This window comes from Bombella dulcis, assembly GCF_026385505.1.
Classification (GTDB): Bacteria; Pseudomonadota; Alphaproteobacteria; order Acetobacterales; family Acetobacteraceae; genus Bombella; species Bombella dulcis.
On record NZ_JANIDV010000002.1, the window covers coordinates 133,867 to 157,669 of the forward strand.

A 23,803-nucleotide genomic window follows, 5' to 3' on the forward strand; every position below is an offset into this window, starting at 1 on the left:
GGTTATTCCGTATCGCCGATGCGGGAGGACTGTATGACAAGGGGCAGGACCTGTTCATGGTACTGCACCTCGCGGAGGACGTTCTTCACCATGTGGGGATTGAGGCCTTTTTCCAGAATGTTCTTCTTCCTGATGTCGTACTTGCTCAGATTGTTGAAGACGACTCTCGTGAACACGATGGGACCGGTCACTTTCAGCGTTGCCACACTGCCGATGCCATGAAGGTCAGGTGTGTAGAAGAAGATGTTGGCAATCATCTGGTTGATGACCTTGGCCATCAGAGGGTGACCCGGTGCACAGATGAGGCACCATATGGGGTATTCCCCACCTTCAATATGGGAGATTTCAGCCTTTTTGCCCCATTCAAAATATTCGGGGATGCTCCAGTCCCATTGTGAAATGACGAAGTGGTCATCATCCTGCAGGACAGATGAGAGTGGCTCAGTGCTTCCTGATTTCATGTCCAGATAGACGCCGCCATGCTGATACAGGCAGAGATAGCGGAAAAAATCAGCCTGTGCGGCACCATACAGGCGGTTCAGTCTCAGATAGGCACTCAGGGCATCCCAGCCAAAATAGGCATAAATGAAATCGAGACGGTCCTTCTCGGAATAATATTTGTATTCCCAGTCTTTATTCAGGGTCTGTAGTGACTTGATGTTCTCAAGATAGCATTCCTGCGGGCGGAGTGCATTGTCGGTCTGGTGGATGATATGGGGGATGCGTGGCGAATAGGTTTTTTCCTGAATGAATTTGAACGGGACGGTCGAGATTCGCCTGAACTCTTCCCACCAGTTGGCTTTCGTGGCCAGCTCGAACGTGCCGTCAGGCCGGGCAGACAGGAACCTGTCATGCTGTAGCAGAAGAAAGGTGTCATCACGTGGGTTCAGGACGGTAATGCCATGCTTGCTCAGCTGTTCGTACGTGGGAAGACAGGCTCCGTATTCCTTGATGTCACAGAAATCGACATGCCTGATCCTGTCATCCTGGATTATGAGAACCGTAAAAAAATATGTCAGAAAAATCGGGTGATCCAGATCAATGTATTATTTTCGCCGTAATGATGCATCATGATACCTTTTTGAATGTGATAGACGTATTGATCCTGTGGATTCACTATAAAAATTCAGGAATTGACTTCATTATGATGCACCCCATTCATTAAATTAAGTAATATTACTGTTTCTTATCTCTTCATGACAGCTACAGGCGGACAGACTGCTACGGTGGATGAATTTGTGCAAGTATCCTGCCTAATGGAAGCAAGGGTGTGTCTTGCCGGACAGGGTAGATATGAGTCATATTATGGAGATCAGGAAGGTGCTTTCAAACGGGATGGAGTGTGGTAGGGGAGGACAGAGGTCAAAACATTGCGACATGCCTGTCGTAATGAAGGGAGCGCACTATTCATGCAGCCGGTTGTGAGGCATCTGATCTGGTCTGTCCTTTTACCGGCAGCCGTGGGGGGAACGATGGCCGCAGGCATCTGCCTGTGGTGGGTGCCCGGTGGTGAGAAGCTGCCCGAGCCGATAAGGAATACCAGCCTGTACAGGGCGGTGCATCGTCCGTCCGTTCCGGTATCGTCTCCGCTCGTGCTGCCGCCTGTGCCAACCCCCGTGACATCCAGCCCGCCAGCGGGGCAGTCCCATGAGGTGGTGGCGGTGCGTGATACGCTGAATCTGCCCAGTTTTGCGCCACTGGTGCATCAAGTCATTCCGGCGGTGGTCAATATTTCGATCTCTCACGGTTCCGCAGCAGCGGACAGTGATGACGACGATGATGACGCCACGAACCCGTCCAGCAGGGAGCCGTCATCAGCTTCGGCGCAGTCCAGACGGAAGAAGCATGTCCGGCGTCATACCAGTAACGGGGGCAAGCCACATCATGTCCTGCATCCGGCGGATGATGAGCTGACGGGAGCTGGGTCCGGTTTTGTGGTGGATGCATCGGGAATCATCGTGACCAACCGGCATGTCATCGGTCATGCCACGAGGATCATGGTGTCACTGTCAGATGGCCGGTCGCTGCCAGCTCACAGTCTGGGAGATGACCCGATGACGGATATTGCCGTCATCAAGGTGGACAGTGCGACACCACTGCCCTGTGTGGCATGGGGGGACAGCCGGCAGGTGGAAATCGGTGACTGGATTCTTGTGGCCGGGAATCCTTTCGGTTTCGGGTCATCCGTTACGGCCGGTATTGTCTCTGCCGTGGGGCGTGATCTGGGCAGTGGCGCACTGGATGACTTCATGCAGCTGGATGCGCCCATCAATCCGGGAAATTCCGGCGGGCCGGCCTTCAATCTTCAGGGGCAGGTCGTGGCGATGAATGCTGCCATTGCCTCACCCAGTGATGGTTCTGTTGGGATCGGGTTCGGCATTCCGTCCGAGATCGTTGCACCAGTCGTGGAATCCATTCGCAAGACGGGTCATGTTGAACATGGCTGGCTGGGTGTGACGCTCAATGATGCCAGCTCTCCCATGTGGGTTGAGGATGTGGACCCGCACGGGGCTGCATGGCGGGGCGGACTGCGGAAAAGGGACGCCATTCTGGCCATCGGTGATGTCCCCGTCCATGATGCCCGGACGGTGCTGCGCAGCGTGGCAGCAGCCCATCCGGGGACCATCTTCAATTTCACCATACGCCGGGAAGGCAAGGTCATGACCCTCCCGGTCGCACTGGGCAAACGCCCGATGGCTGATTTCTGATCCTCAGGGTGTAGGCGGTTCCCGGTCTGCCAGGCGGGCTTGTGCATGGACGGTCACGCGGACGGTCTGCATTTCTGCCGTGCTCTCAGGGGGTGCGGAAGCACTGCGGGCCATCATGAGCATGGGCGGGGTACCAAAAGGCGGATGTGGCTCGAAGCCATCAGGGCCATGCCCGCCGATGCGCACCCGTTCCAGACCAAGGAGAGTCTGGCCCAGTGCCGTGGCATCTTCCTCAGCCTGCTGGCGAAGTTTCTTGAGGGCACCGAGACGGGCCTGCTGTTCCAGCTTCTCCCGTGTTTCCGGGTTGAGGGTCCACTGCATGTCCTCGATGCCCAGTCCCATCTTCTGGAGTTTTTCGGCCAGGGCAAGCAGGCCGTCACGATTCTGGCTGCTCAGGGTCAGGCTCTGGCGGGCAACCCAGTTTTTCCTGTTATGGGGGCCATAGTCTTCATTGACGGTGTAGTTGTCTGCCGTGGTCTTCACGTCAGGCTGGTCTTTCAGCACGGCCATGGCACTGCTGATGAGCTGGTTGAGCTGCTGCTGTGTGCTGGTGGGTGAGGGGCCTTCCATCCTGGCAGAAAAATGGATGGAGAGGGTATCGGCCTTTGCCTGTTCCTCGTCAGAGACGGAGAAGGACAGCAGGGTGCCGTGAGGATGTGGCGGCGGGGGTGTCGTGACGACAGCACCGCCATCCGGTACGGCAAGAGCCGGGGATGCAGAGACGGTGGCTCCGCCCAGCAGGCAGCCTGTGGCCAGGGCTGTCAGACAGAGACGGTGCAGGGGATGACGTAGGCTCATTGATGAGGCTCTTCCTGATGTTTCAGTAAAACGAGTGCACGCCGTAGACGACCGATGCCCGCCCTTATGTGATTCTGCTGGCAGAGTTCCCGCCCCTGTTCCTGCAGATGCTGTGCGTCTTCCATGGCTCCGACGGGAACGTCATGGGGCAGGCGCATTTTTTCGGCCAGATGATTGCTCAGCTGGGCGCAGTAGGCCTGACTGTCACTGGTGATGACGAGGTCCTGCGAGGCGGCAGGAGGCGGGGCATCTTCATGCAGCAGTGATCCCCAGGCAAGTCCGGGCCGTGATGGCATCTGGACCAGCAGAAGGATGACAGTGAGGAAGAATACGGTGCGCATGGTCATGGGGATATCACAGCCAACATGCCCTGAAGATGGGCGGGATATGAATATTCAGTAACGGGGATGGGGAGCAGTGGGAGGTCATGACGGTCCTTCCGTGAGAGGGGCCTTTCGGGTGGTCTGCTCCGCATCCTGCGTGAGGGGCAGGAAGAGCGTGACCTTCAGGCCCGGATTGGCCTTCGTGAGGGTCAGGCGGCCATGATGCAGGCTGGTGACGGCCTGCACCAGAGACAGGCCCAGCCCGGAACCGGGCGTGTTGCGGGCACTTTCAGCCCGGAAGAACCGCTCATGGGCACGGAGTATGTCGGCATCATTCATGCCCGGCCCCTGATCCTGCACGCTGATTTCCAGCCCTGCCGGGCTGCATTCCGACGGTGAGTGGCCCGGTGGGGCGATGGCAGGGACAGGGCGGGCACGGAGGGTCAGCGCACTGTCCGGCGGAGAGAACTTGATGGCATTGTCCAGCAGATTGGCCAGAGCCTGCTGGAGCATCCGTTCATCGCCGAACAGGGGCGGGAGGGGAACGATATCAAGGTGGAGGTTCAGTCCGGCTTCTTCGGCAGAAGCCTCATACAGCTCTGCCATGTTGGCCAGAAGCTGGTTGAGGTCCATCATCGTGAAGGCTGAACGGCGGGACCCCGCCTCAATCTGGGCAATGCGGAGCAGGGCTTCGAAAATGCCGGTAATGTGGTCCAGATCGCCGATGGCCCTGTCTACCGCCGTGCGGAGTTCCTCCGGAGAGGTGGCGGAGAAGAGGGCTTCCTCAAGCTGGTTGCGGGCACGGGTGATGGGCGTCCGCAGGTCATGGGCAATGGCATTGGAGACCTGCCGGACACCTTCCATCAGCCGGTTGATCCTGTCCAGCATGGTGTTGACCGTCTCGGCCACGAGGTCCGTCTCGCTGCCGGTCAGGGCGATGCGGTGATTGAGGTCGCCACTGGCCACGGCGGAGGCCGTGCGGGCGATGGAACCGACCATGCGGCGGAAGAGGTCCCGCACCACCAGCGCACCGCCTACGGCCAGCAGGGCGATCATGACGGCACACCAGATGACCGTGCGGGTGATGACGGTGCTGAGCAGCGTGCGGCCCCGTATGTCATGCCCGACAATCAGCCTGAAGCCATGAGGCAGATCATAGGCCTTGAATTCCGCCGGGGTGGTGAAAGTATAGCGGCGGATGGTCAGCTCGTAGAAATGGTCCATCCGCTTGATGGCGACCGGCCAGCCCGGCAGGTTCCCGGCCAGCCTGCGGCCATGACGGTCCGTCAGCAGATAGAGGGCGTCATCATCGATGTTCTGTTCCAGGCGGTCCGTGATGGCGTCGCCAAGAGCCGGTGCCCCGCCATAGGTCCAGCGTTTCTGGAGTTCCTGTGCATCCGTCTCGATGAAAGCCCGAACATGCCGGTTGAGCAGGTTGGTGCTGCTCCACCAGATGAAGGACAGGAACAGCGTGGCGGAGATGAGGAACAGGACGCCATAGCCCAGGGCAAAATTGATGCCCGCCGACCGGATGGGCCAGTGTCTGCGCCGGCCTTCCCCCTGTTTCCTGCGCCACGGGGGGAATCGGCGTCGTGAGGGAGGCCTGTCCTCTGCCATGATGTGACCCTCCGCTGCTTCCGCTTTCAGTCCTGCGTGGGGCGGAGAATGTAGCCCGCATTGCGCACGGTGTGGATGATGGCTGTCTCGAAGGGTTTGTCCACTTTCTGGCGCAGCCGGGAGACATGCACGTCAATCACGTTTGTCTGTGGGTCGAAATGGTAGTCCCAGACTTTTTCCAGCAGCATGGTCCGGGTGACGACCTGTCCGGCATGACGGACGAGGAATTCCAGCAGGCGGAATTCACGGGGCTGGAGGTCGATCTTCTGGCCGCCACGACGGACCTCACGGGAGAGGAGATCAAGCGAGAGGTCGCCCACCGTCAGGGATGTTTCCGGAGCGGATTCGTTATGGCCCCGGCGTCCCAGGGCTTCCACACGGGCCAGTAGCTCGGAGAAGGCGAACGGCTTCGTGACGTAATCATCCCCGCCAGCCCGCAGGCCGTCCACCCGGTCATCGACTTCGGAGAGGGCGGACAGCAGAAGCACGGGCGTGTTGTTCTTCTGGCCGCGCAGGGTTTCAAGAATGTTCAGGCCGTCAATGCCACCGGGAAGCATCCGGTCAAGGATGATGATGTCATATTTTTCCCCGATGGCCAGATACAGCCCGTCCTTGCCGTTATCGGCCTGGTCCACGTTATGTCCGGCTTCTTTCAGCCCCTTGAGGACGAAGGAGCGGACAGTCGGGTCATCCTCAACCAGTAGAATACGCATTGGTCCTGCCTGTTTTCCTGATATGCTGCATCGTGCATCTTGTGGGGCAAGGATAGCGGCAAGCCGGGGTAAAAGGGAAGCATCGCCCTTTCCGCTCCCCGGTTCCTCACATTACGGATATGTAAGAATATCCGGCCGCTGGAAATCATTGGCAGGGAGAGATAGCCATGCAGTACAGGAAACTGGGGCGGACTGGCCTGAAGGTGAGTGAACTATGCCTTGGGACCATGACATACGGCCAGCAGAATACTGAGGCTGAGGGCCATGCCCAGCTCGATATGGCTCTTGAACATGGCGTAAATTTCATTGACACGGCAGAGCTGTATTCCATTCCCCCACGGGCGGAAACGCAGGGGGCCACTGAGCGGATCGTGGGGAGCTGGCTGAAGGCCCGTGGCAACCGGGAGAAGGTCATTCTGGCCAGCAAGGTGGTCGGGCGCAGCCAGAATGACTGGTTCCGACCGGATGGTGAAAAGCCACGCCTGACACCGGCGCAGATACGCTATGCCATTGAAGGGTCTCTCCGGCGGCTGAATACGGATTATCTGGACCTTTACCAGCTTCACTGGCCGGATCGTGACATCAACATTTTCGGGGAGGGTGGCACGACGTTCCGCACGCTTTCCGATGCGGACGAGGTGCCGATTGCCGAGACTCTCGGTGCTCTGGGGGAGCTGGTGAAGGAAGGCAAGGTCCGTCATGTGGGCCTGTCCAACGAGACGGCCTGGGGCGTGTCGGAATTCCTGCGTGTTTCACGGGAGGAAAAGCAGCCCCGCATTGCGTCCATCCAGAACGCCTACAATCTGCTGAACCGGACCTATGAGATCGGTCTGGCGGAAATGGGCCTGCGGGAAGATGTCGGCCTGCTGGCCTATTCCCCTCTGGCGCAGGGCTATCTGACAGGCAAATATCTGGATGGTGCCCGCCCGCCGGGGGCACGCACGACCCTGTTCAATCGGGGCCAGCGTTATGAGAAACCCGGCGTGGATGAGGCCATCCGGGCCTATCAGGCACTGGCGAAGGAATCCGGGCTTGACTTTGCCCAGATGGCCATTGCCTTCGTCACGTCCCGCCCGTTCGTGACCTCCAACATCATCGGTGCCACGACGATGGAGCAGCTCGAAACGGCCCTGATCTCCATTCAGGTGGAGATCGCGCCGGAGCTGGAGGAAAAGATCAACGCCATCCACCAGCTGAATGCCAATCCGGCCCCCTGACGCCGCAGGCATATTTTCCTCTGGTGAAAACCCCGCTTCACTTCTGAGGCGGGGTTTTTCGTTTTCAGGCTTCTTTTTTCAGCAGCTGCCAGAGAGCGAGCAGCACCCCGCCGAGCAGGGCGAGATAGAGCAGCACCGCCGTGCCGATGAAGTGACGGGTGCTGCGGTGGGAATCATCAGCCCACTGGAGGAACGCCGTCACGTCGCTGGCCATCTGGGGAATGGTGGCTTTTGTTCCATCCGGGAAGGTGATCATCCCCTCATGCAGGGGAGGACGCATCTTGAACTTGTGGTGATGCGTCAGGGCGATGGGGTTGTAATAGGTATGCGGGGCCAGCGTGACACCGGGCGGGATAGGGCGATAGCCTGCCAGCATCTGGCGGATATAGTCCGGGCCACCCCGGATGGTGCGGGCAATGTGGGACAGATCGGGCGGATAGTCTCCGCCATTATTGGCTTTGCCCACGGCTACGCTGGGATAGGGGGAGGCGATGGGGCTTTCCAGCCCGGCATGACGCTGCTGCGCCCAGTGCTGAAGGGCCGTGACGGAGGGCTGAAGGCCGATCATGTCTCCGTAATGGGCACGTTCCATGCTGTGGCAGGAGCTGCATACCTGCTGGAAGATCATCAGTCCCCGTTCTTCCGGACGCATGGGGGGCGGAGGCTCTGTCGGTGGGGGAGCTTTCTGTATGGGAACGATGGGGTCATCCGCCGTGTCGGCCAGAGCGGGCAGGCTGGTCAGGGAGACAGAGACGAGAAGGGCTGTGCCTGTCAGGACGGTACGTAGAAGCCTCATGGTGTCTCTCCCTGTGTGGATGAACCCGTGATTTTTCGTTCTCTGTATGCGCTGACGGGCAGCAGGACCAGAAAAACGAGGAACCAGACCAGCATGGCAGCCCGGCTGAGCCAGACCCAGAGGGGCGTGGCCCCGTTCATGCCTGCCAGAATGAGGGTGATGAAGGCGATGAAGAACAGTCCCATGCCCAGCCGTACCAGCGGGCGGTATGTGGCGTTATGGCGGGGGGAACGATCCAGCCACGGCAGGGCGAAGAGAACCAGTAGGCTGGCGGAGGCAGCGATCAGCCCACCGAGACGGGAAGGAACGGCCCGCAGCATGGCAAACCACGGGGCGAGGTACCATTCCGGTGTGATGTCCGCCGGTGTCTTGAGCGAATTGGCCGGGATGACATTATCCAGCTTGCCCAGCAGATCAGGCAGGAAGAAGATCAGGATGGCGAAGAGAGCCAGAAACACGCAGACAGCCAGACAGTCCTTCACCACATAGAATGGGGCGAAGGGGCGTGTCGTCCGGTCCGGGCGGGGGCCATCCAGCGTGGGGTTGCTGGAGCCGGTTCCATGCAGGCAGAGAACATGCAGCCCGATCACGGTGGCGATGATGAAGCCAAGCGTGAAATGCAGGATGAAGAAGCGGTGCAGGGCGATGCCCCCCAGCGTATCCTCACCAAGCAGATAGACAAGCAGCCCGTGGCCGATGCCCGGTATGGCCTCCACGGCATGGGTGATGACAGTGGCCCCCCAGTAGGACATCTGCCCCCACGGCAGGACATAGCCTGCAAAAGCCGTTGTCATGAACAGGAGCATCATGACCAGGCCGGAGAGCCAGACCAGTTCCCGTAGGGCCTTGTAGGACCCGTACCAGAGGCCCCGCCCGACATGGAGATAGAGCGCAGCGAACAGCATGCTGACACCACCCGTATGGATGCTGCGGATGAGCCAGCCGGAGGGGACCCGCCGTTCAATGGCTTCCACGCTGTCGAAGGCCCGGGACAGGTCCGGCTGGTAATGCAGTGACAGGAACAGCCCGCTGACGAACATCAGCCCGAAGGCGACCATCAGACAGGCTCCCAGTGTCCAGAACAGATTGACCGGCGGCATGGGGAAGCGGGCCATGTGCCGGCAGAGAGGTTTCAGGAACGGCAGACGGGAGGAAAGCCAGCCTCTGGATGGGGGAATCGTGTCATTCATCGTGTGGGCCGTTCCTCAGAGCTGCTGGATGCTGTTCATGCTGAAATGTGGCGAGAGCGTGCTTTCACCCAGCCGGATCGTGTGGTCATCCACGAAATGCAGTGGCGGGACAGGGAGGTTGTAGGGTGCCGGCATGTTGCGGAGGACCCGTCCGGCACCGTCAAACTGTGACCCGTGGCAGGGGCAGAAGAACCCGCCGGAGGCGGGCAGGCTGGAAATGTCCTTATAGTCCGGTACGCAGCCCAGATGGGTGCAGATGGTGACATAGATGCCGTATTCCGGCCGGAGGGACCGGTGGGCATTTTCAGCTTCGTGAGGCTGCTGTTTCATGCGGGACTGCGGGTCGGCCAGCTGGGCAAGCAGGGCCGGGTCTTCCAGCGCACGGATCATGTCCGCTGTGCGGTGCTGGATGGCCACGGGCATACCCTGCCAGACCACGACCTTGTGCGCTCCGGGTTCAAGGTCCTGTACGGAAATGTCCATGACGGCCTGTTCCTGCGTGCTGGCAGCGGAACTGGCCTCCGTACGGCGGAGACTGTCCAGAAACGGTACGGCCAACGTGCAGGCTCCCGCTCCGCCCAGAGCGATGGACCCGGCTGTTAGGACCGTGCGGCGTGTGGGGCGGGGCAGAAGGGAGGCGTCTTCATCTGGAAAGGGATGAGGGATGCTGGCATCGTGTTTCTGAGTCATGGGCGGCTTTCCTTGTCAGGAGGCCATTTATAGAAACAGCGGCGGGGTGGTGCAATCAGCATGCCGGAAGGGACTGACCGTTTTTCCCTGTCGGGAGTATGGCCTACTGCCGGTTACAGGGCGGCCCGTATCCGGCCACCAAGGTTCAGGCAGCGGCGTTTCAGCCCCTCCATCAGCAGATAGACTGCCGGTGTGGTGTAGAAGGTCAGAAGCTGGCTGACAGCCATGCCTCCCAGGATGGCAATGCCAAGTGGGTGACGCAGCTCACAGCCATAGCCTCGACTGGTCAGCAGGGGGATACTACCAAGGGCTGCAGCCAGTGTTGTCATGAGGATGGGGCGGAAACGTGTGACGGATGCGTGATGGATGGCGTCTTCTGCTGTCATATCTGGATGGTGGTGGTGGATGTGGAGAGCGAAGTCGATTACAAGAATGGCGTTTTTCTTTACGAGGCCTGTCAGTAGGATAACGCCAATGATGGCGACAAGGCTAAATTCTTCTCCAGTAGTCCAGAGACCTAAAATGCCACCGACTCCGGCTGAAGGTAGGGTGGATAGGATGGTGACCGGGTGGATAAGGCTTTCGTAGAGGATACCAAGGGTGATGTACATGACAGTAATGGCTGCCAGAAATGCCAGCAGCGCATTGACCATGAGCGCATTCGTTTCCCCGGCTGTCCCGGTGAATTCACCGTGGATGCTGTCCGAAGCGTGAAGGCTGGCAAGGGCGTTGTTGATCAGGGCAATGGCATCATCATAATTTGTTCCATCGGCTAAGTCGAAAGATAGAGTTGTAGCGTAATAGCCATTGTGGTGGGAAATACGAAGTGGCAAAGGTGTATTGACGACATTGGCGACGTTATCCAACGGAATCATCGTTTCTTGTGATGACGAGACTGCGGCTCCGTTGGAATTGTTGCCAGATAGTTGGTTGGCTAATGAGTTCGTAACGGAATCTCTGGAAAGGGATGCCTGTGAGCTGAGTGTCGTATTGGTACGGACACGGATGAGGTTGGAGGCGATGCCGCCTGCTGCTGTTCCAGCTGATGTAGAGAGCCACAGATGGTGCAACGTGTTGGGGTATTCACGGAATGGCTCGGCCACCACCATGACGACCCGGTGTTCAGTCAAGGGGAGATGGATAATGGAGACAATGCTCTGGCCATAAGCATCGAACAGAGCATTCTGTACCAGCTGGGGGGTGATGTTGTAGCGGGCCTCAAGGTCACGACGGATAACAATGTTAGCGGCGACGCTCAGCTCTTCGGCATCGGTGGAGAGATTAAGAAATTTTCCGCTAGCCCGTAATTTGGTTAGAAGTTGGGGCATGGTTGTGTAGAGGGGCGTACTGTCGTCGCTCTGGAGGACGTAACGGTAATTACCGGTTGTGTTACTGTCATCACCTCCCTTGCGGGTATGGTCCAGGGCCCAGAAGAAGGTCTCTCCTCCAGCCTGTTGTGGAATAGCTTTACGTAGACGATTTAAGACGGTCGAAATATCACTGCGAATGCTTTTATCTTTTAATGTAATAAAAAAGCGTCCTTTATGATTGTCGCGATTGAAAGTTATGACCGTTTGTACAGCTGGGTCATGTTGGACAATATCTCCTACTTGATGGATTCTACGAGTGAGTGCTTTGAAGGAAAGATTTGGCTCTCCACTTATACTGCCTTGTAAAATGGCTAAATCCATTTCTGGTATAGCGGTCTTAGGCATGAGTATAAGGCCTCCAACCATAAGTACGAAACTGCTAGGAAGGGTCAACCCAATGAGAATGGGATGACGTAAGCTCCAGCGCAGGGAGCGTTCATAAGTAATTGTAAGTTGGGATAGACCATCTTCTATAAATCGGACAATTTCTTTTAAACTAAAAAAAAGCCAGTGGAGGGGGGCGGTGGCGAAAGATTTGTGTGGAGGGGTAAGTTTTTTTTGTGTGTGATTTTTTGGTTTAATCGTAAGAAAACGTGCACAGAGTGCAGGTGTCAGAGTGAGTGATAAAATCATGGAAATTGCGATAGTAGCCGTCATTGTTAGTGCAAATTCTTGTAAGGCGGAGCCGAGCGTCCCAGGGATGTATAAGAGCGGTATGAAAACAGCGATGAGGGATAGGCTGATCGAAACGATGGTAAAAGCAATCTCAGACGTGCCTACGATGCTGGCCTGATGGCGGTCCATTCCTTCCTCTATATGACGAGCGATATTCTCCAGTACCACGATGGCATCATCGATGACGAAGCCGACCGCAATGGTCAATGCCATGAGAGAGAGGATATCTAATGAAAAATTGAACCAAGCCATTGCTGTTAATGTACCGGATAGGGCGACAGGAATAGTGATGGTTGGAATAAGTGTACTGGTAAAATGGCGGAAGAAGATTGCTACGACCATTACGACTAAGATAATAGATATAACTAGTGTTGCTTTAGCGTCTACTAATGAAGCACGGATCGTCATGGATAGATCTAGTCCGGTGCGGAGTTCGACGCTGGTAGGGATTGCCTGTCGAATTTGAGGAATACGTTTTATAATGTCATCGACGATGTGTACGGCATTGGCGTGTGGTTGGGGAATGACGGCAAGAGTGATAGCTGCTTGTCCATTTAGTGTACTATTTTGATAGACGTCTTGTACATCGTCTCGTACGGTGGCAACGTCTTTCAGAAAGATAGGATTCCCGCCGTTGCGATAAGCAACGATGAGATCTCTGTAATGGGCGGCATCTACGGCCTGATCGTTGGTTTGAAGCTGGATACGCTGGTTGCCCGTGCTGATGAAACCCTTGGGTGTGAAGGCATTCGCCGAGGCAAGGGCGGAGCGGATATCCTCGGGGTTTAGGCCCCAGCGATAAAGTGGGTAGGGATTCAGCTCCACTCTGACAGCAGGGTTAGACGAACCGAATATTTCGATGCGACCTACACCTGGGATTTGGGCAAGCGCAGGACGGACGCGGATGGCGGCGAGGTCATAAAGTTTAGGGCGAAGAATTTGGTCTGATGTTAGGTGCAGAAGGTAGATAGGTCTATCCCCATCTAGCTTGAAAGCTTGTGGATCGGAGGTCAGGGTACCGGCGGGGAGATCACTTCGAGCAGCACGTAGAGCGGCTTGTACGTCCCGTAGTGCACCGTCAATGTCTCGGGACGAGGAGAAATCCATGAAGATGGATGTTTGTCCGCTGCTTGTGACGGATTCCAATGACTGCACGTCCGCAATGGATGCCAGACGCCGCTCCAGCGGTGTGGAAACGGAGGTTGCCATTTGCTGTGGGTCTGCACCTGGCTGGTTGGCGACCACCATGATGGAGGTTGCCGTCATGTCTGGCATGGTGGAGATGGGAAGAAAAGGCAGAGCGATTAGCCCAGACAGGAAAATGGCGAGAGCTAGTAGCGTTGTTGCTACGGGGCGGTCAATGAAAAGACGACAGAAGATCATCCCTAAGTATTAACTCTTTTGTGTCGTGTTATTAAGAAACCTTCGCCTGCATTAAAGAGAATCCCTCACCTGAATCAACCTGTTTTTACTGATTGTTCAGCCTGTATGACGGCTGGAGGAATAGGGGGCTGACAGGGCAGCCCTCAGTTCATGCTGCTCAGGGGGTGATGGGCTGTGCCGGGACGTAACCATAGCCCTGAACGTAAGTGGTCGTCTGGGACACATATCCCTGCCCGGGCTGGTAATGGGTGTAACCGGGAACCGGATAGGGGTAACCGGGGACAGGCGGGGGAGCGGCAGGCTGCTGGATGACGACGACATTCGTCTGGGGCGGTGGCGGGGGTGGTGCATAGCTCGGGGCCATGAAGGGCGTGGCATAGCCCCCGCCATAATAGCCGCCATCACCATAGCCATACCCGTTGAAGACACGGTCAACCACGTTGTAGCCGATGCCGGTTCCCACGCCATAGCCCAGCCCCCTGGCGAAGCTGTGGCCAAAGCTGTGATGATGGTGCGCTTCTGCCGGGCTGCCGGCAAGTCCGCAGGCCAGAACGGCCAGAGCAGCACCGGCAGTCATCTGTTTCAGCATCGTGGGGACATGGATCATCTCGTTCTCCCTTGTTCCGGCATCATCAGGCTCGAGCCTGTCTTCTCCCAATGTGGGGATGTCATGGCGACAGGATATAGGGGGCGGGCTGATAAAATGTTAGTGAAATTAACGTCACGAAACGGCTATGTTCCGGATCGGGAGAGTGGGTTCAGGCGGCGATGCTGGCAAAAATGCCCCGTGTCACCGTCTGCACGTCCTGTGGTGCCAGACAGGCCAGCAGTCCCCGTGCCCCGGCATTGATCCATATGGTGTCATGTGTCTCTGCACTGCGGTCAATCACGGTTGGCAGGTCTTCCCGGGAGCCGAACGGAGTCGTCCCGCCGGAGACGAACCCTGTGCGTTCATGGGCTTCATCGGGCTGCATCATCTTGGCGTTCTTTCCTCCCAGAGCCGCAGCCAGTGCCTTGAAGTTGACTCGTCTGTCCACGGGAATGACGGCAAAAGCCGCCTGTTTCCGGTCGATCTTGACTGCCAGCGTCTTGAAGACGGCGGAGGGTTCCGCCCCGATGGCACTGGCCGCCTGCTCGCCAATATGCCCTTTCCGGGGCGCATACTCATACTGGCGTATTTCATAAGGGACGCCCGTACTGTCCAGAAAGAGGGTGGCAGCTGTGTCGGGATGATCGGTCATCAGAGGGGACCCCCTGTCTTCATGAAGGTGAAAGACATGCTTCCATAAGACCGTGCCTGTTCCGGTCTGGCAAGGGGTACGAGGAATGGTTGCATCTGCGGCTTCCGGGGATCATCTTATGGGGGAGGCTGGTGGCATGTCGGCTGCCAGAGTCCGTAATGCAGGGAGAAGGCATGATGTCCGGACCACTTGTCGTTCTGGCAGAATTTGAGGCCAGAGAGGATACGGTTGAGGCTTTCCTGAAAGCCTGTTACCAGGATGCCGTCCGTTCCGTGGCGGATGAGCCGGGCTGTTTGGAATTTACTGTCCAGCGTGGCGAAGATGATCCCAATTTTGTCGTGCTGCATGAGGTCTATGAGGACCGTGCCGCCTTTCGGGCGCATGAGACGGCTCCTCATTTTGCCACCTTTTCCAATGCGCTGAAGGAGCTGGGCATTGTCACGAAGCAGATCCGCTTTTTTCACAGGCAGAAGGGGTGATGCTGCGTCCTGATGGATGATCTCTTCCCGGAGACCAGAGAGCGGCTGGTGCTGGCTCCCGGTGCGGTTCTGCTTGGCGGGTTTGCGAAAGCGGAGGCTCCGGCCCTGCTGCGGGCTGTGGAAAGCGTGGCGGAGCAGGCTCCGTTCCGTCAGTACAGGACAGGCGGTGGCAGGCTGATGGCGGCCGCCATGACATCCTGCGGGTCCTATGGCTGGATAAGTGATGGACATGGCTATCGCTATGTGCGGACCGACCCTCTGACAGGCCGTCTGTGGCCGGTCATGCCAGCCGTGTTTTCCATACTGGCAGAACGGGCGGCGCGGGTAGCAGGTTATGCGGGCTTTGTACCACAATGCGGGTTGATCAACCGTTATGAAGCTGGTGCAGGCATGGGGCTGCATCAGGACCGTGATGAGCGTAACATGAAAGCCCCGGTTGTCTCGGTGTCTCTGGGGCTGTCGGCCATCTTTCAGTGGGGTGGTGCCAGACGTCAGGATGCCCGCCGGAACGTGCCGTTACATCATGGGGACGTGGTTGTCTGGGGTGGCTCCAGCCGACGTAACTTTCATGGCATCCTGCCCGTCAGGTCAGCACCGGCTGTGGAAGGGCTGGGCTGCCGTTATAATCTGACCTTCCGGGTGGTGGACTGATCTTCCGTCGTCAGGGCGAGGAGACGGAATCCAGATTGATGAGGCTGGTGGCGGGCTGGAAACGTGCGGGTGAGTGGGCGGCCCTGTCTTGATCATTCTCTTCCGCCGTGACTGGCGGGACATGGGTGAAACTCAGCGTCACCCTGACGGTCCTGCCATGCAGGAAGACGTTGCCGATCGTGTCGTCCTGTGCAGGGCTGATGCCGTGGGCCAGCTGCGTATCCCGCCACGGCGTGATGAGGCGTGACGACCATGCATCTTCGCTGGAGACGGCATCGGGCTGGTCCGTCTGTTCATCGGAGATATAGGGCGTCAGCTGCCCATCGGTGAAGCAGGCATGGCTCATGTAGTTTTCCACGGCATCCCTGTAAGGGTGGGATTTGTGGAGGCGTGGCATGTAGAGGCCATTCCATCTGCCATCATACGTGCAGGCCTTCGCCCGCCACAGCTGGTCCTGCCCTTTTTCCATTGAGCATTTCACACGGACATGCAGCGAGTCGTCACTCTTTTTCGAGGCAAAGGTGAGGGGCGTGCTGGCCAGTTTCTGGCAGGGCAGGGTGGGGACGAGCAGCTCCGGTGCTCGTGGACGCCGGGCAGCCGGAAGAGGGTCGCCCGGTTCAGCCCGGGCGGCGGAGGCCACGGTCAGCATGGATGCGGCGAGCAGGAAGGCGGACAGATGATGGCAGGTCATGAGGCGAGACTATCGCAGCATACTGTGAAAAAGGATTCACAATATCGTATGGGCTGCGGCGTCAGGCAAGCGGTTCCCGTCAGCAGGCCGGAACATTGACGGCGAGGCCACCCAGAGCTGTTTCCTTGTAGCGGTGATTCATGTCCCGCCCGGTCTCGGCCATTGTCTTGATGACATGGTCCAGCGAGACATAATGCGCGCTGTTGTCATCGCTCATGGCCAGAGAAGAGGCATTGATGGCCTTGACGGCTCCGAAGGCGTTCCGCTCGATGCAGGGAATCTGCACAAGGCCAGCCACCGGGTCACAGGTCATGCCCAGATGGTGTTCCATGGCGATTTCTGCGGCATGTTCGCACTGTTCCGGTGTGCCGCCCAGGGCTGCCGTCAGCCCTGCTGCGGCCATGGAGGAAGCCACGCCGACCTCTCCCTGACAGCCTACCTCCGCCCCGGAGATGGAAGCGTTGAGCTTGAACAGTCCCCCGATGGCGGCGGCCGTCAGCAGGAAGGTCCGCAGGCCGTCTTCTGAATATTCGGGGCAGAAATCCCGGTAATAGCGCATGACAGCCGGAATGACGCCCGCTGCACCGTTCGTCGGGGCGGTCACGACCCGTCCGCCTGCGGCATTTTCTTCATTCACGGCAATGGCGAAGAGGCTGATCCAGTTCATTACGCCATGAGGCGAAGGAGCGGCGTTGGTTCTGGCCTGAAGGCGGGCATACAGCTTAGCAGCCCGTCTCTGCACCTTCAGCGGGCCGGGAAGGGTATCCGTATTGCGCAGTCCGGCCTCGATACAGGCCAGCATGGTCTCGGCAATGCGGTCCATGCCCCGTTCCACATCCCAGAGGGGGCGGGTGGCCGTTTCGTTGCGCATCATGATGGAGGCGATGTCGGTATTCTGCCGTTTCGTATGGGCCAGCAGTTCTTCCCCGCTGTGGAAGGGGAAGGGCACGTCGGGCAGGGAGTAGGACATTGTTCGGGCTTGGTCTTCTGGCGTGATGAAGCCCCCACCGACGGAGCAGAAACGCTGGCGTGTGATGAGGGTTCCATCCCGCCCGAAGGCTTCAAACTGCATGGTGTTGGGATGGATGGGGGGAATGGTGGCCGTGTCCAGGCAGATGTCGTTCTGGTAGTCGAAGGAGAAGCTTGTGCCGTTCAGGTTCAGCAGGTGTGTGCTTTCGATGTGCTGGACCAGCTTTCTGGCGGTGTCCGGGTTCACATGCTCCGGTGTTTCTCCGGCCAGCCCGAGGAGGACGGCCTTTATGGTGCCATGCCCTTCGGCTGTCAGGGCCAGCGAGCCGTAGAGGGTGACGACAATGCGGGCAGGGTCCTTCTCCAGCGGGCCATCTGGCAGGTCCGCCAGCACGTCGGCAAAACGCTGGGCGGCCCGCATGGGGCCAACCGTATGGGAGGATGATGGGCCAATCCCTATCTTGAACAGGTCAAACAGGCTGAGCATGGAAAAATAAGGCCCTTGTTGCGTGAATCTCCTTATCTTTATGGGATAAAATCTGCCCTGTTATAAGACTTAAAAAATAAATTATTCTGATTATGAAACGAAGAAACAGTCCTGCTATGCAGGATGCTGCCCGGTTTGCCCTTGTCATGAAAAAGGCCATGAAGGGGAGTTCCTCATGGCCTTTTCAGGACCGGTTCAGCGGGGGGACGGATGTTCCCAGATATGGTCCAGCATGTCCCGGCACTGCGTGATGAGGGCGGAGAGATCGCCGTCATAAAGGCTGTCCGGTACGTCGGAGGAGAATATCTCCACGGCGCAGGCCCCCCGGAAACCGGCATCCCATGTGGCATGGAGCATGTCATGGAGAGGGATGCTGCCCTTGCCGGGAACACGCCTGTCTCCTGCGGAGCGGGGCGTACGCCAGTCGCTGATCTGCACGACATTGATGAGCGGCCCGGCCCGATGGATGGCCTCGCAGACATCCGGCTGCTGCCAGATGTTCCAGTAATCCAGGCAGAGGCCCAGAGCGGGATGATCCACCGCCCTGATGACATCCAGAGCCTGATCGATCGTCCAGATGGCGGTCTCGTAATTGATGGAGGTTGGGTTTAATGGTTCCAGGGAGAGGGTGATGCCCAGCTCCTGGGCAAGAGGGCAGAGATGGCGCAGGGCCTCGACCGTGCGGGTGATGCAGCCCATGATGTCCCCATTTTCCGGCGCACCGGTATTGACGACAAAAGGCACATCCTGCGCATGGGGAGCGTAGCGGCGCATGCTCTCTTCCAGCCGGGCAAGGCGGCGTTCCGGCTCCTGCGGATAGGGCATCATCTTGCTGGCCCCGAAGGTACGCACGGCAGGCTGGAAGGAGCTGACCTTCAGACCGCTTTCTTTCAGCAGGGCCATCTGTTCATCAAGCCGGTGCGGGTCCAGCTTGCTTTCACAGAGTTCAATCGTCTCCACTCCCAGAGCCGCATAATGCTTCAGGTCTTCCTCGAAGGACCAGGGCTGGGTGGTGAATTCATTCATGCCGAAGGCAAAGGGGAAACCGCTCATGCCGCAGCTCCTTCTTCCATGAAGGTGAGGACCGTCTGGTTGAACTTCTCCGTTTCATCAAGGAAGACCATGTGGGAGCTGTCCTCAAATTCCACGGCACGGCAGTCCGGCATGTGTTCGGCTACCCAGCGGGGGCCTGCGGCGGGGAGAACCTTGTCCCTGCCTGCAACCATCATCAGTGAGGGCAGGGTGAGATGGGGCAGCACGTCCCGCCAGTCCTGCGTCGTGTGGTCAGCCATCATGAGGGAAGCGGCAGAGCTGGGGCATTTGGCCATCTCGCCCAGCAGCATGGTTTTCTCATCATCAGCCAGGCTGGTGCTGAGACAGTCGGAGAGATTCTGCCGGTCGAAGGCGGAGCGGTTGAAGGCCAGCTGCTGCTGGAGGAATGTCAGGCCTGCCTCATCGTAACAGGTGGCGTGCCCCAGTTTCCAGTCCGGGGAGAAGAACTGCTTTGGTGTCTGCTGCACGAAGATGGCACTGCGGAGTCTGTCCTGACCGAACAGCTCCAGATAGGACCAGATGATGGGGGAGCCGATGGACCAGCCCAGTACGGTGACATCTTCCAGCTTCAGCGTCTCGATCAGGTCCCGGAGGTCTGCGGCCAGACGGGCGATGCGGTAGCCGTGTTCCGGCTTGTCTGATTCGCCATGTCCCCGCAGGTCCAGCGTGATGACACGGTATTTTTGCGAGAAGGCGTCAATATTGCGGTGGAAGAACCGGCTGGAGAATGTCCAGCCATGAATCATGATCAGGGGCCGCCCCTGGCCATAGTCTTCGTAATGAAGTTTCACATGGTCGCTGGTGGTGATGAAGGGCATATGCGTATTTCCCGTGTCTGAAGAGGCATGGCAGGCCGTGCCTGCCCCCATGTGACTATGGGTATCTGTCCCGCCCTTCCGCAAGGGGGAATCAGTTTTCCTCATCTCCGGTCCGGTCCGGGGCGGGTGGTGCGGTGGGCAGCCAGACCAGGAACGTCGTGCCGTGGCCGACCGTACTGTCGACATGCAGGCGGCCACCATGCCGCTCCAGTATCTGGCGGACGATGGCGAGGCCCAGCCCCGTTCCCTGTCCGGTTCCGGCAGTGTCGTCCGGCCTGTCCGTGACACGGTAGAAACGTTCGGTCAGGCGGGGGAGATGGTGGGATTCAATGCCTGGTCCGTCATCCGTGACGGAAAGGAGAATGCCGCCTGCATCGGAGGCAGGGTGATTGTCCGCTGTTGCCCGCCGTGCATTAAGCTGGACATGCAGCGTATGGTCAGGCCGTGTGCCGTAACGGATGGCGTTTTCGATGAGGTTGAGGAAGAGCTGCACCATTTCATCTTCGTCGGCCAGCAGGGTCAGGCCTTCTTCATGCGTGACGCTCAGCTGACGGCTCTCATCCTGAAAGCGGGGTGTGACTTCTCCCAGGATAAGAGCGAACAGCTCTTCGACATCCAGCCGTTCATGGGGGCGGTGATGGGTTTTCAGTTCAAGCCGGGAGAGATAGAGCAGCCGGTCGATCAGCCGCTGCATCCGGGTGGCCTGCTGTTTCATGATGTCCAGATACAGGGTGCGGGAGGCCGGGTCTGTCTGGTCATTTCCTTCCCGGAGCAGGTCGATGAAGCCGCTGAGGGAGGCGAGGGGCGTACGGAGTTCATGGCTGGCATGGGCTACGAAATCGGCCCTCATGCGGTCAACGGCCTGCATGGTGCTGCGGTCATCCAGAAGGGTCAGGACGAGGCTGTCCCGTCCTGAAGCTCCGGCCAGTCTGCGCATGGACAGGCGGACCGAGCGTTTTACCGGCACATCCAGGCTGACGGTTGCCGTACAGGCGGTAGGCAGTCCGGTTCCGGCGGCTGACGGGGCATGAAGGGCCGTGTTCAGGGCATTCCGTGCGTTGGGGTGGCGGAGCAGGGCACTCAGGCTGTCCCCGTAGCGGGCTTGTGCTTCGGTATTGCAGGCCAGAATCTGTCCCACGGAACCGAGGATGAGGGCCATGCCGGGGATGGTGTCAGCCAGCTGGGTAGCATCGGTGAGAGAGGGGGCGTGTGGGGGTGGCTGTGCGGTGGTGACAGGGAGAATGTCCGGGCGTGCAGTGCGGCGGGACAGACGTCCTGCCACGCTCCAGCCCGCAAGGGCGAGGAGGGCGCATCCTGCCATCATCAACGCCAGCAAAAAGACTGATGATGTCATCAGTCTGCGCTGGGCTGTCTGGCCATCCGGCCATCCTCCAGAGCGTAACCGGCGGCACGGATGGTCCGTATGAGGTCCGGCTCCCCCTCATGGTTCAGGGCTTTGCGGAGGCGGCGGATATGCACGTCTATGGTGCGTATTTCCACATGCACGTTCGGCCCCCAGATGCGCTCCAGCAGGTCCTCACGGGAGAAGACCCTGCGGGGATGGCGCATGAACAGCTCCAGCAGGCGATATTCGGTTGGTCCCAGGGGAACGGGGCGGCCGTTGCGTGTGACCTGATGGTGTTCCGGTTCCAGCGTCAGGGGGCCGAAGGTGATGATGTCCTGCACGGGGCGGGTCCGGCGCAGCAGGGCACGCAGGCGGGCATCCAGCCTGTCGGCACTGCATGGTTTCGTCAGGTAGTCATCCGCACCATTATCCAGCCCGGCTATGACATCTTGCTCATCCATCCGGGCCGTGAGGAAGAGGATGGGAAGGTCCTTCAGGCCCGGTTTCTGCCGGATGATGCGGCAGAGGTCCAGCCCGGAAAGGCCGGGCATCATCCAGTCCAGCAGGGCCACGTCCGGGCGGGTGGTTTCAAGGAAGGACAGGGCCTGTTCGCCATCCGGGACGGCACTGACCCGATAGCCACGCTGGCGCAGGCTGTGTTCCAGCAGGAGGCGCAGGGCCGGTTCATCCTCCACGACGAGGATGAAGCCTTTGCAGGCAGGCTGCATGGGGGCTGTCATGGGTAGGCCGTGTCCTGTCCGGCATGGCCGTGGGGACGGGATGGTGGCAGCATGGACCCCGTGACCATGAAGACCACACGTTCGGCCATGTTGGTGGTGTGGTCGCCGATCCGTTCCAGATTTCTGATGATGAAGAGCAGGGCGATATGCAGGCGGATGGTGTGGGGATTCAGGGTCATCTGTTCCAGTGAATCTGCCGTCATGGCCTCGCAGTACTGGTCCACAAGCTGGTCGGCTTCCCAGATGGCATGGGCGGCACTGGCATCCTTGCGTTCCAGAGCATCCATGACACGGCGGAGGTGTTCCAGCACCAGCCGTCCCATTTCGCCCAGGGCAAGACGGGCGGGCCGGGGAATGGGCTGTTCCATCTCGCTGAGGCGGCGGGCGATGGAACTGGCATAGTCGCCCATGCGCTCCAGCGCACCGGTCATGGGGATGCAGGCGACGATTTCACGCAGGTCTGCCGCCATCGGGCCACGCAGGGCGAGAAGGCGGATGGCCAGTGTCTCGATTTCATGCTCCAGAGCATCCACCATGTCATCCTGACGGGCCGCCTGAAGGGCGGTGGCCGCATCATTCTCGGTAATGCCGGTCAGTATGAGGGAGAGCTGATGTTCCACCAGTCCACCCATCCGTTCCATCAGGGACCGCAGATGGAGCAGTTCATCCTCGTAGCGTTGCACAATATGCTGCCTCTGGCGCATGATGCTTCTGTCCCCCTATGGGAGGGCACTCTATCCTAATTCCGCAGGGGCGGAAACAGCATCGGGAACCTGGACGGGGGCGGGGTGGAACAGGCAGGTTTCTGCCATCCCCGTCATGGTACGGGGTGTATTCCTTGGGATGTAACAAATATTTCATGCCGGCATCAGGGCCTGCCATCATGGGTGATGCGCTCCGTGAAGGGCTGACAGGCACAGGAATTGTCATGACAGGAAGCCGCCGTTCTTTTCTGCAGCAGTGTTCCGCCTTTTCTGCTGTGGGTCTTGCTGGCGGAATGGGGCTGGGTGAGGCCCGTGGAGCCTCCCATGTGCGGGAGCTGCTACTGGATGAGGCCAGTTTTTACCCGCTCTGGCCTGATGCGGCGGAAGCCGTGGAACGGTTTCGTGTCCTGCATGGGGGGCGTGTTTCGGGCGTCCGGGTGCCCGGTCTCCATGTCATGCGCCCTGCCAGCCCCAGTGGAGCGGCTGTCATCATCGCAGCGGGAGGAGGGTATGGGCATATTGCCGTGGGGCATGAGGCCCTGCCGGCGGCCCGCTGGCTCGTGTCGCTGGGGATCACGGTTGCCATCCTGCTTTACCGTCTGCCGGGGGAAGGATGGGCTGAAGGCATGGAAGCCCCGCTGGCCGATGCCAGACAGGCCCTGCATCTGTTACGGTCCGGGCGGACTGGCCGGGACATTGATGCACGGCGTGTGGCTCTCATGGGATTTTCTGCCGGTGGGCATCTGATGGGTCTGACGGCCCTTCGGGAGCAGGACAGGCCACCAGCCCTTTTGATGCTGCTTTATCCGGTCGTCAGTGTTGCACCGCCTTTTACCGGCAGCCGTACCAGCCGGGTATGTCTTGGCAATGACCCTGCACCGGAGCGGGCGGCTTACTGGTCCCTGCCACCTCATGTGCGGGATGATGCACCGCCCCTGTTCATGGTCCATGCGTCAGATGATCCGATCGTGTCGCCAGAACAGGAGGCGCTGCTGGTGCAGGCCTATCAGAGGCATCACCGGCCCTGTGAAGAGCACTGCTTTCCGGTTGGTGGTCACGGGTTTGGCGTGGGGCGCAGGGATGGACCGACGGCGCAGTGGCCTGTTCTGGCGGAAGAGTGGATGAAACGGTGGGGTTTCATCTGA

23 protein-coding genes are annotated in these 23,803 nt (G+C 59.0%); 5 read left to right on the top strand and 18 right to left on the bottom strand.

The features are described 5' to 3' along the window. Positions 1-2: 2 nt before the first annotated feature. Positions 3-1,043 carry a glycosyltransferase family 32 protein gene (locus NQF87_RS08780; RefSeq protein WP_323670709.1) on the bottom strand — a complete coding sequence of 347 codons (1,041 nt, stop codon included), beginning with the start codon at positions 1,041-1,043 and terminating at the stop codon, positions 3-5. A 366-nt stretch (positions 1,044-1,409) separates the two neighbouring features. On the opposite strand from NQF87_RS08780, the gene NQF87_RS04055 reads away from it, so the two are divergent. Beyond that, positions 1,410-2,708, top strand: a complete 1,299-nt coding sequence (locus NQF87_RS04055; RefSeq protein WP_266127146.1) for a S1C family serine protease — start codon at positions 1,410-1,412, stop codon at positions 2,706-2,708. 3 nt (positions 2,709-2,711) lie between these two features. Here NQF87_RS04055 and NQF87_RS04060 read toward each other — a convergent pair whose 3' ends face one another. The 4 genes from NQF87_RS04060 to NQF87_RS04075 all read right to left on the bottom strand — a co-directional run bounded on the left by NQF87_RS04060 (position 2,712) and on the right by NQF87_RS04075 (position 6,159). Next, a complete protein-coding gene (locus NQF87_RS04060) occupies positions 2,712-3,506 on the bottom strand; it encodes an SIMPL domain-containing protein (RefSeq protein ID WP_266127147.1) in 795 nt (264 codons plus the stop codon). Next, positions 3,503-3,853, bottom strand: coding sequence for a hypothetical protein (locus NQF87_RS04065; protein WP_266127148.1), 351 nt, complete (start codon positions 3,851-3,853; stop codon positions 3,503-3,505). The genes NQF87_RS04060 and NQF87_RS04065 overlap by 4 nt, the downstream gene beginning before the upstream one ends. Before the next feature lie 78 nt (positions 3,854-3,931). Beyond that, the gene (locus NQF87_RS04070) at positions 3,932-5,446 is read right to left on the bottom strand and encodes a sensor histidine kinase (protein ID WP_266127149.1); all 1,515 of its coding nucleotides are present in this window, start codon (positions 5,444-5,446) and stop codon (positions 3,932-3,934) included. Positions 5,447-5,472: 26 nt separating this feature from the next. Continuing rightward, on the bottom strand, positions 5,473-6,159 hold the full coding sequence (locus NQF87_RS04075; RefSeq protein WP_266127150.1) for a response regulator transcription factor: 687 nt from the start codon (positions 6,157-6,159) through the stop codon (positions 5,473-5,475). A 167-nt stretch (positions 6,160-6,326) separates the two neighbouring features. Here NQF87_RS04075 and NQF87_RS04080 point away from each other — a divergent pair, with 167 nt between their 5' ends. After that, positions 6,327-7,376 carry an NADP(H)-dependent aldo-keto reductase gene (locus NQF87_RS04080; protein ID WP_266127151.1) on the top strand — a complete coding sequence of 350 codons (1,050 nt, stop codon included), beginning with the start codon at positions 6,327-6,329 and terminating at the stop codon, positions 7,374-7,376. Positions 7,377-7,440: 64 nt separating this feature from the next. Here NQF87_RS04080 and NQF87_RS04085 read toward each other — a convergent pair whose 3' ends face one another. From NQF87_RS04085 to ybaK, 6 genes are all read right to left on the bottom strand, one after another. Then, positions 7,441-8,172, bottom strand: a complete 732-nt coding sequence (locus NQF87_RS04085) for a cytochrome c1 (protein ID WP_266127152.1) — start codon at positions 8,170-8,172, stop codon at positions 7,441-7,443. Then, positions 8,169-9,362, bottom strand: a complete 1,194-nt coding sequence (locus NQF87_RS04090; protein WP_266127153.1) for a cytochrome b — start codon at positions 9,360-9,362, stop codon at positions 8,169-8,171. The genes NQF87_RS04085 and NQF87_RS04090 overlap by 4 nt, the downstream gene beginning before the upstream one ends. A 15-nt stretch (positions 9,363-9,377) precedes the next feature. After that, positions 9,378-10,052, bottom strand: a complete 675-nt coding sequence (petA, locus tag NQF87_RS04095; protein WP_266127154.1) for a ubiquinol-cytochrome c reductase iron-sulfur subunit — start codon at positions 10,050-10,052, stop codon at positions 9,378-9,380. 113 nt (positions 10,053-10,165) lie between these two features. Beyond that, positions 10,166-13,480, bottom strand: a complete 3,315-nt coding sequence (locus NQF87_RS04100) for an efflux RND transporter permease subunit (RefSeq protein ID WP_266127155.1) — start codon at positions 13,478-13,480, stop codon at positions 10,166-10,168. A 157-nt stretch (positions 13,481-13,637) separates the two neighbouring features. Next, positions 13,638-14,087: a hypothetical protein gene (locus NQF87_RS04105; RefSeq protein ID WP_266127156.1), complete on the bottom strand. Its 450-nt coding sequence runs from the start codon at positions 14,085-14,087 to the stop codon at positions 13,638-13,640. Positions 14,088-14,238: 151 nt separating this feature from the next. Continuing rightward, positions 14,239-14,721 (bottom strand): Cys-tRNA(Pro) deacylase, encoded by a 483-nt coding sequence (gene ybaK, locus NQF87_RS04110; protein ID WP_266127157.1) that lies wholly within the window; start codon positions 14,719-14,721, stop codon positions 14,239-14,241. A 173-nt stretch (positions 14,722-14,894) separates the two neighbouring features. Between ybaK and NQF87_RS04115 the strand changes: the two genes are divergently transcribed. Both NQF87_RS04115 and alkB read left to right on the top strand, forming a co-directional pair. Next, complete coding sequence (locus NQF87_RS04115) at positions 14,895-15,200, top strand: putative quinol monooxygenase (protein WP_266127158.1); 306 nt, start codon at positions 14,895-14,897, stop codon at positions 15,198-15,200. Between the two features lie 12 nt (positions 15,201-15,212). Beyond that, positions 15,213-15,851, top strand: a complete 639-nt coding sequence (alkB, locus tag NQF87_RS04120; RefSeq protein ID WP_266127159.1) for a DNA oxidative demethylase AlkB — start codon at positions 15,213-15,215, stop codon at positions 15,849-15,851. 10 nt (positions 15,852-15,861) lie between these two features. On the opposite strand, the gene NQF87_RS04125 is transcribed toward alkB, so the two are convergent. The 7 genes from NQF87_RS04125 to phoU all read right to left on the bottom strand — a co-directional run bounded on the left by NQF87_RS04125 (position 15,862) and on the right by phoU (position 22,658). Next, on the bottom strand, positions 15,862-16,542 hold the full coding sequence (locus tag NQF87_RS04125; protein ID WP_266127160.1) for a hypothetical protein: 681 nt from the start codon (positions 16,540-16,542) through the stop codon (positions 15,862-15,864). A 79-nt stretch (positions 16,543-16,621) separates the two neighbouring features. Then, positions 16,622-17,998: an L-serine ammonia-lyase gene (locus tag NQF87_RS04130; RefSeq protein WP_266127161.1), complete on the bottom strand. Its 1,377-nt coding sequence runs from the start codon at positions 17,996-17,998 to the stop codon at positions 16,622-16,624. Between the two features lie 195 nt (positions 17,999-18,193). Continuing rightward, positions 18,194-19,051: a sugar phosphate isomerase/epimerase family protein gene (locus tag NQF87_RS04135; RefSeq protein WP_266127162.1), complete on the bottom strand. Its 858-nt coding sequence runs from the start codon at positions 19,049-19,051 to the stop codon at positions 18,194-18,196. Next, positions 19,048-19,869: an alpha/beta fold hydrolase gene (locus NQF87_RS04140; protein ID WP_266127163.1), complete on the bottom strand. Its 822-nt coding sequence runs from the start codon at positions 19,867-19,869 to the stop codon at positions 19,048-19,050. Before NQF87_RS04140 ends, NQF87_RS04135 begins: the two co-directional genes overlap by 4 nt. Positions 19,870-19,960: 91 nt before the next feature. Further along, positions 19,961-21,193 carry a sensor histidine kinase gene (locus tag NQF87_RS04145; protein WP_266127164.1) on the bottom strand — a complete coding sequence of 411 codons (1,233 nt, stop codon included), beginning with the start codon at positions 21,191-21,193 and terminating at the stop codon, positions 19,961-19,963. A 29-nt stretch (positions 21,194-21,222) separates the two neighbouring features. Beyond that, positions 21,223-21,954, bottom strand: coding sequence for a response regulator (locus NQF87_RS04150; protein ID WP_266127165.1), 732 nt, complete (start codon positions 21,952-21,954; stop codon positions 21,223-21,225). After that, entirely contained in the window at positions 21,951-22,658 is a 708-nt protein-coding gene (phoU, locus tag NQF87_RS04155; protein ID WP_266127166.1) for a phosphate signaling complex protein PhoU, read from the bottom strand. Before phoU ends, NQF87_RS04150 begins: the two co-directional genes overlap by 4 nt. Positions 22,659-22,837: 179 nt before the next feature. On the opposite strand from phoU, the gene NQF87_RS04160 reads away from it, so the two are divergent. Further along, positions 22,838-23,803 carry an alpha/beta hydrolase gene (locus NQF87_RS04160; protein ID WP_266127167.1) on the top strand — a complete coding sequence of 322 codons (966 nt, stop codon included), beginning with the start codon at positions 22,838-22,840 and terminating at the stop codon, positions 23,801-23,803.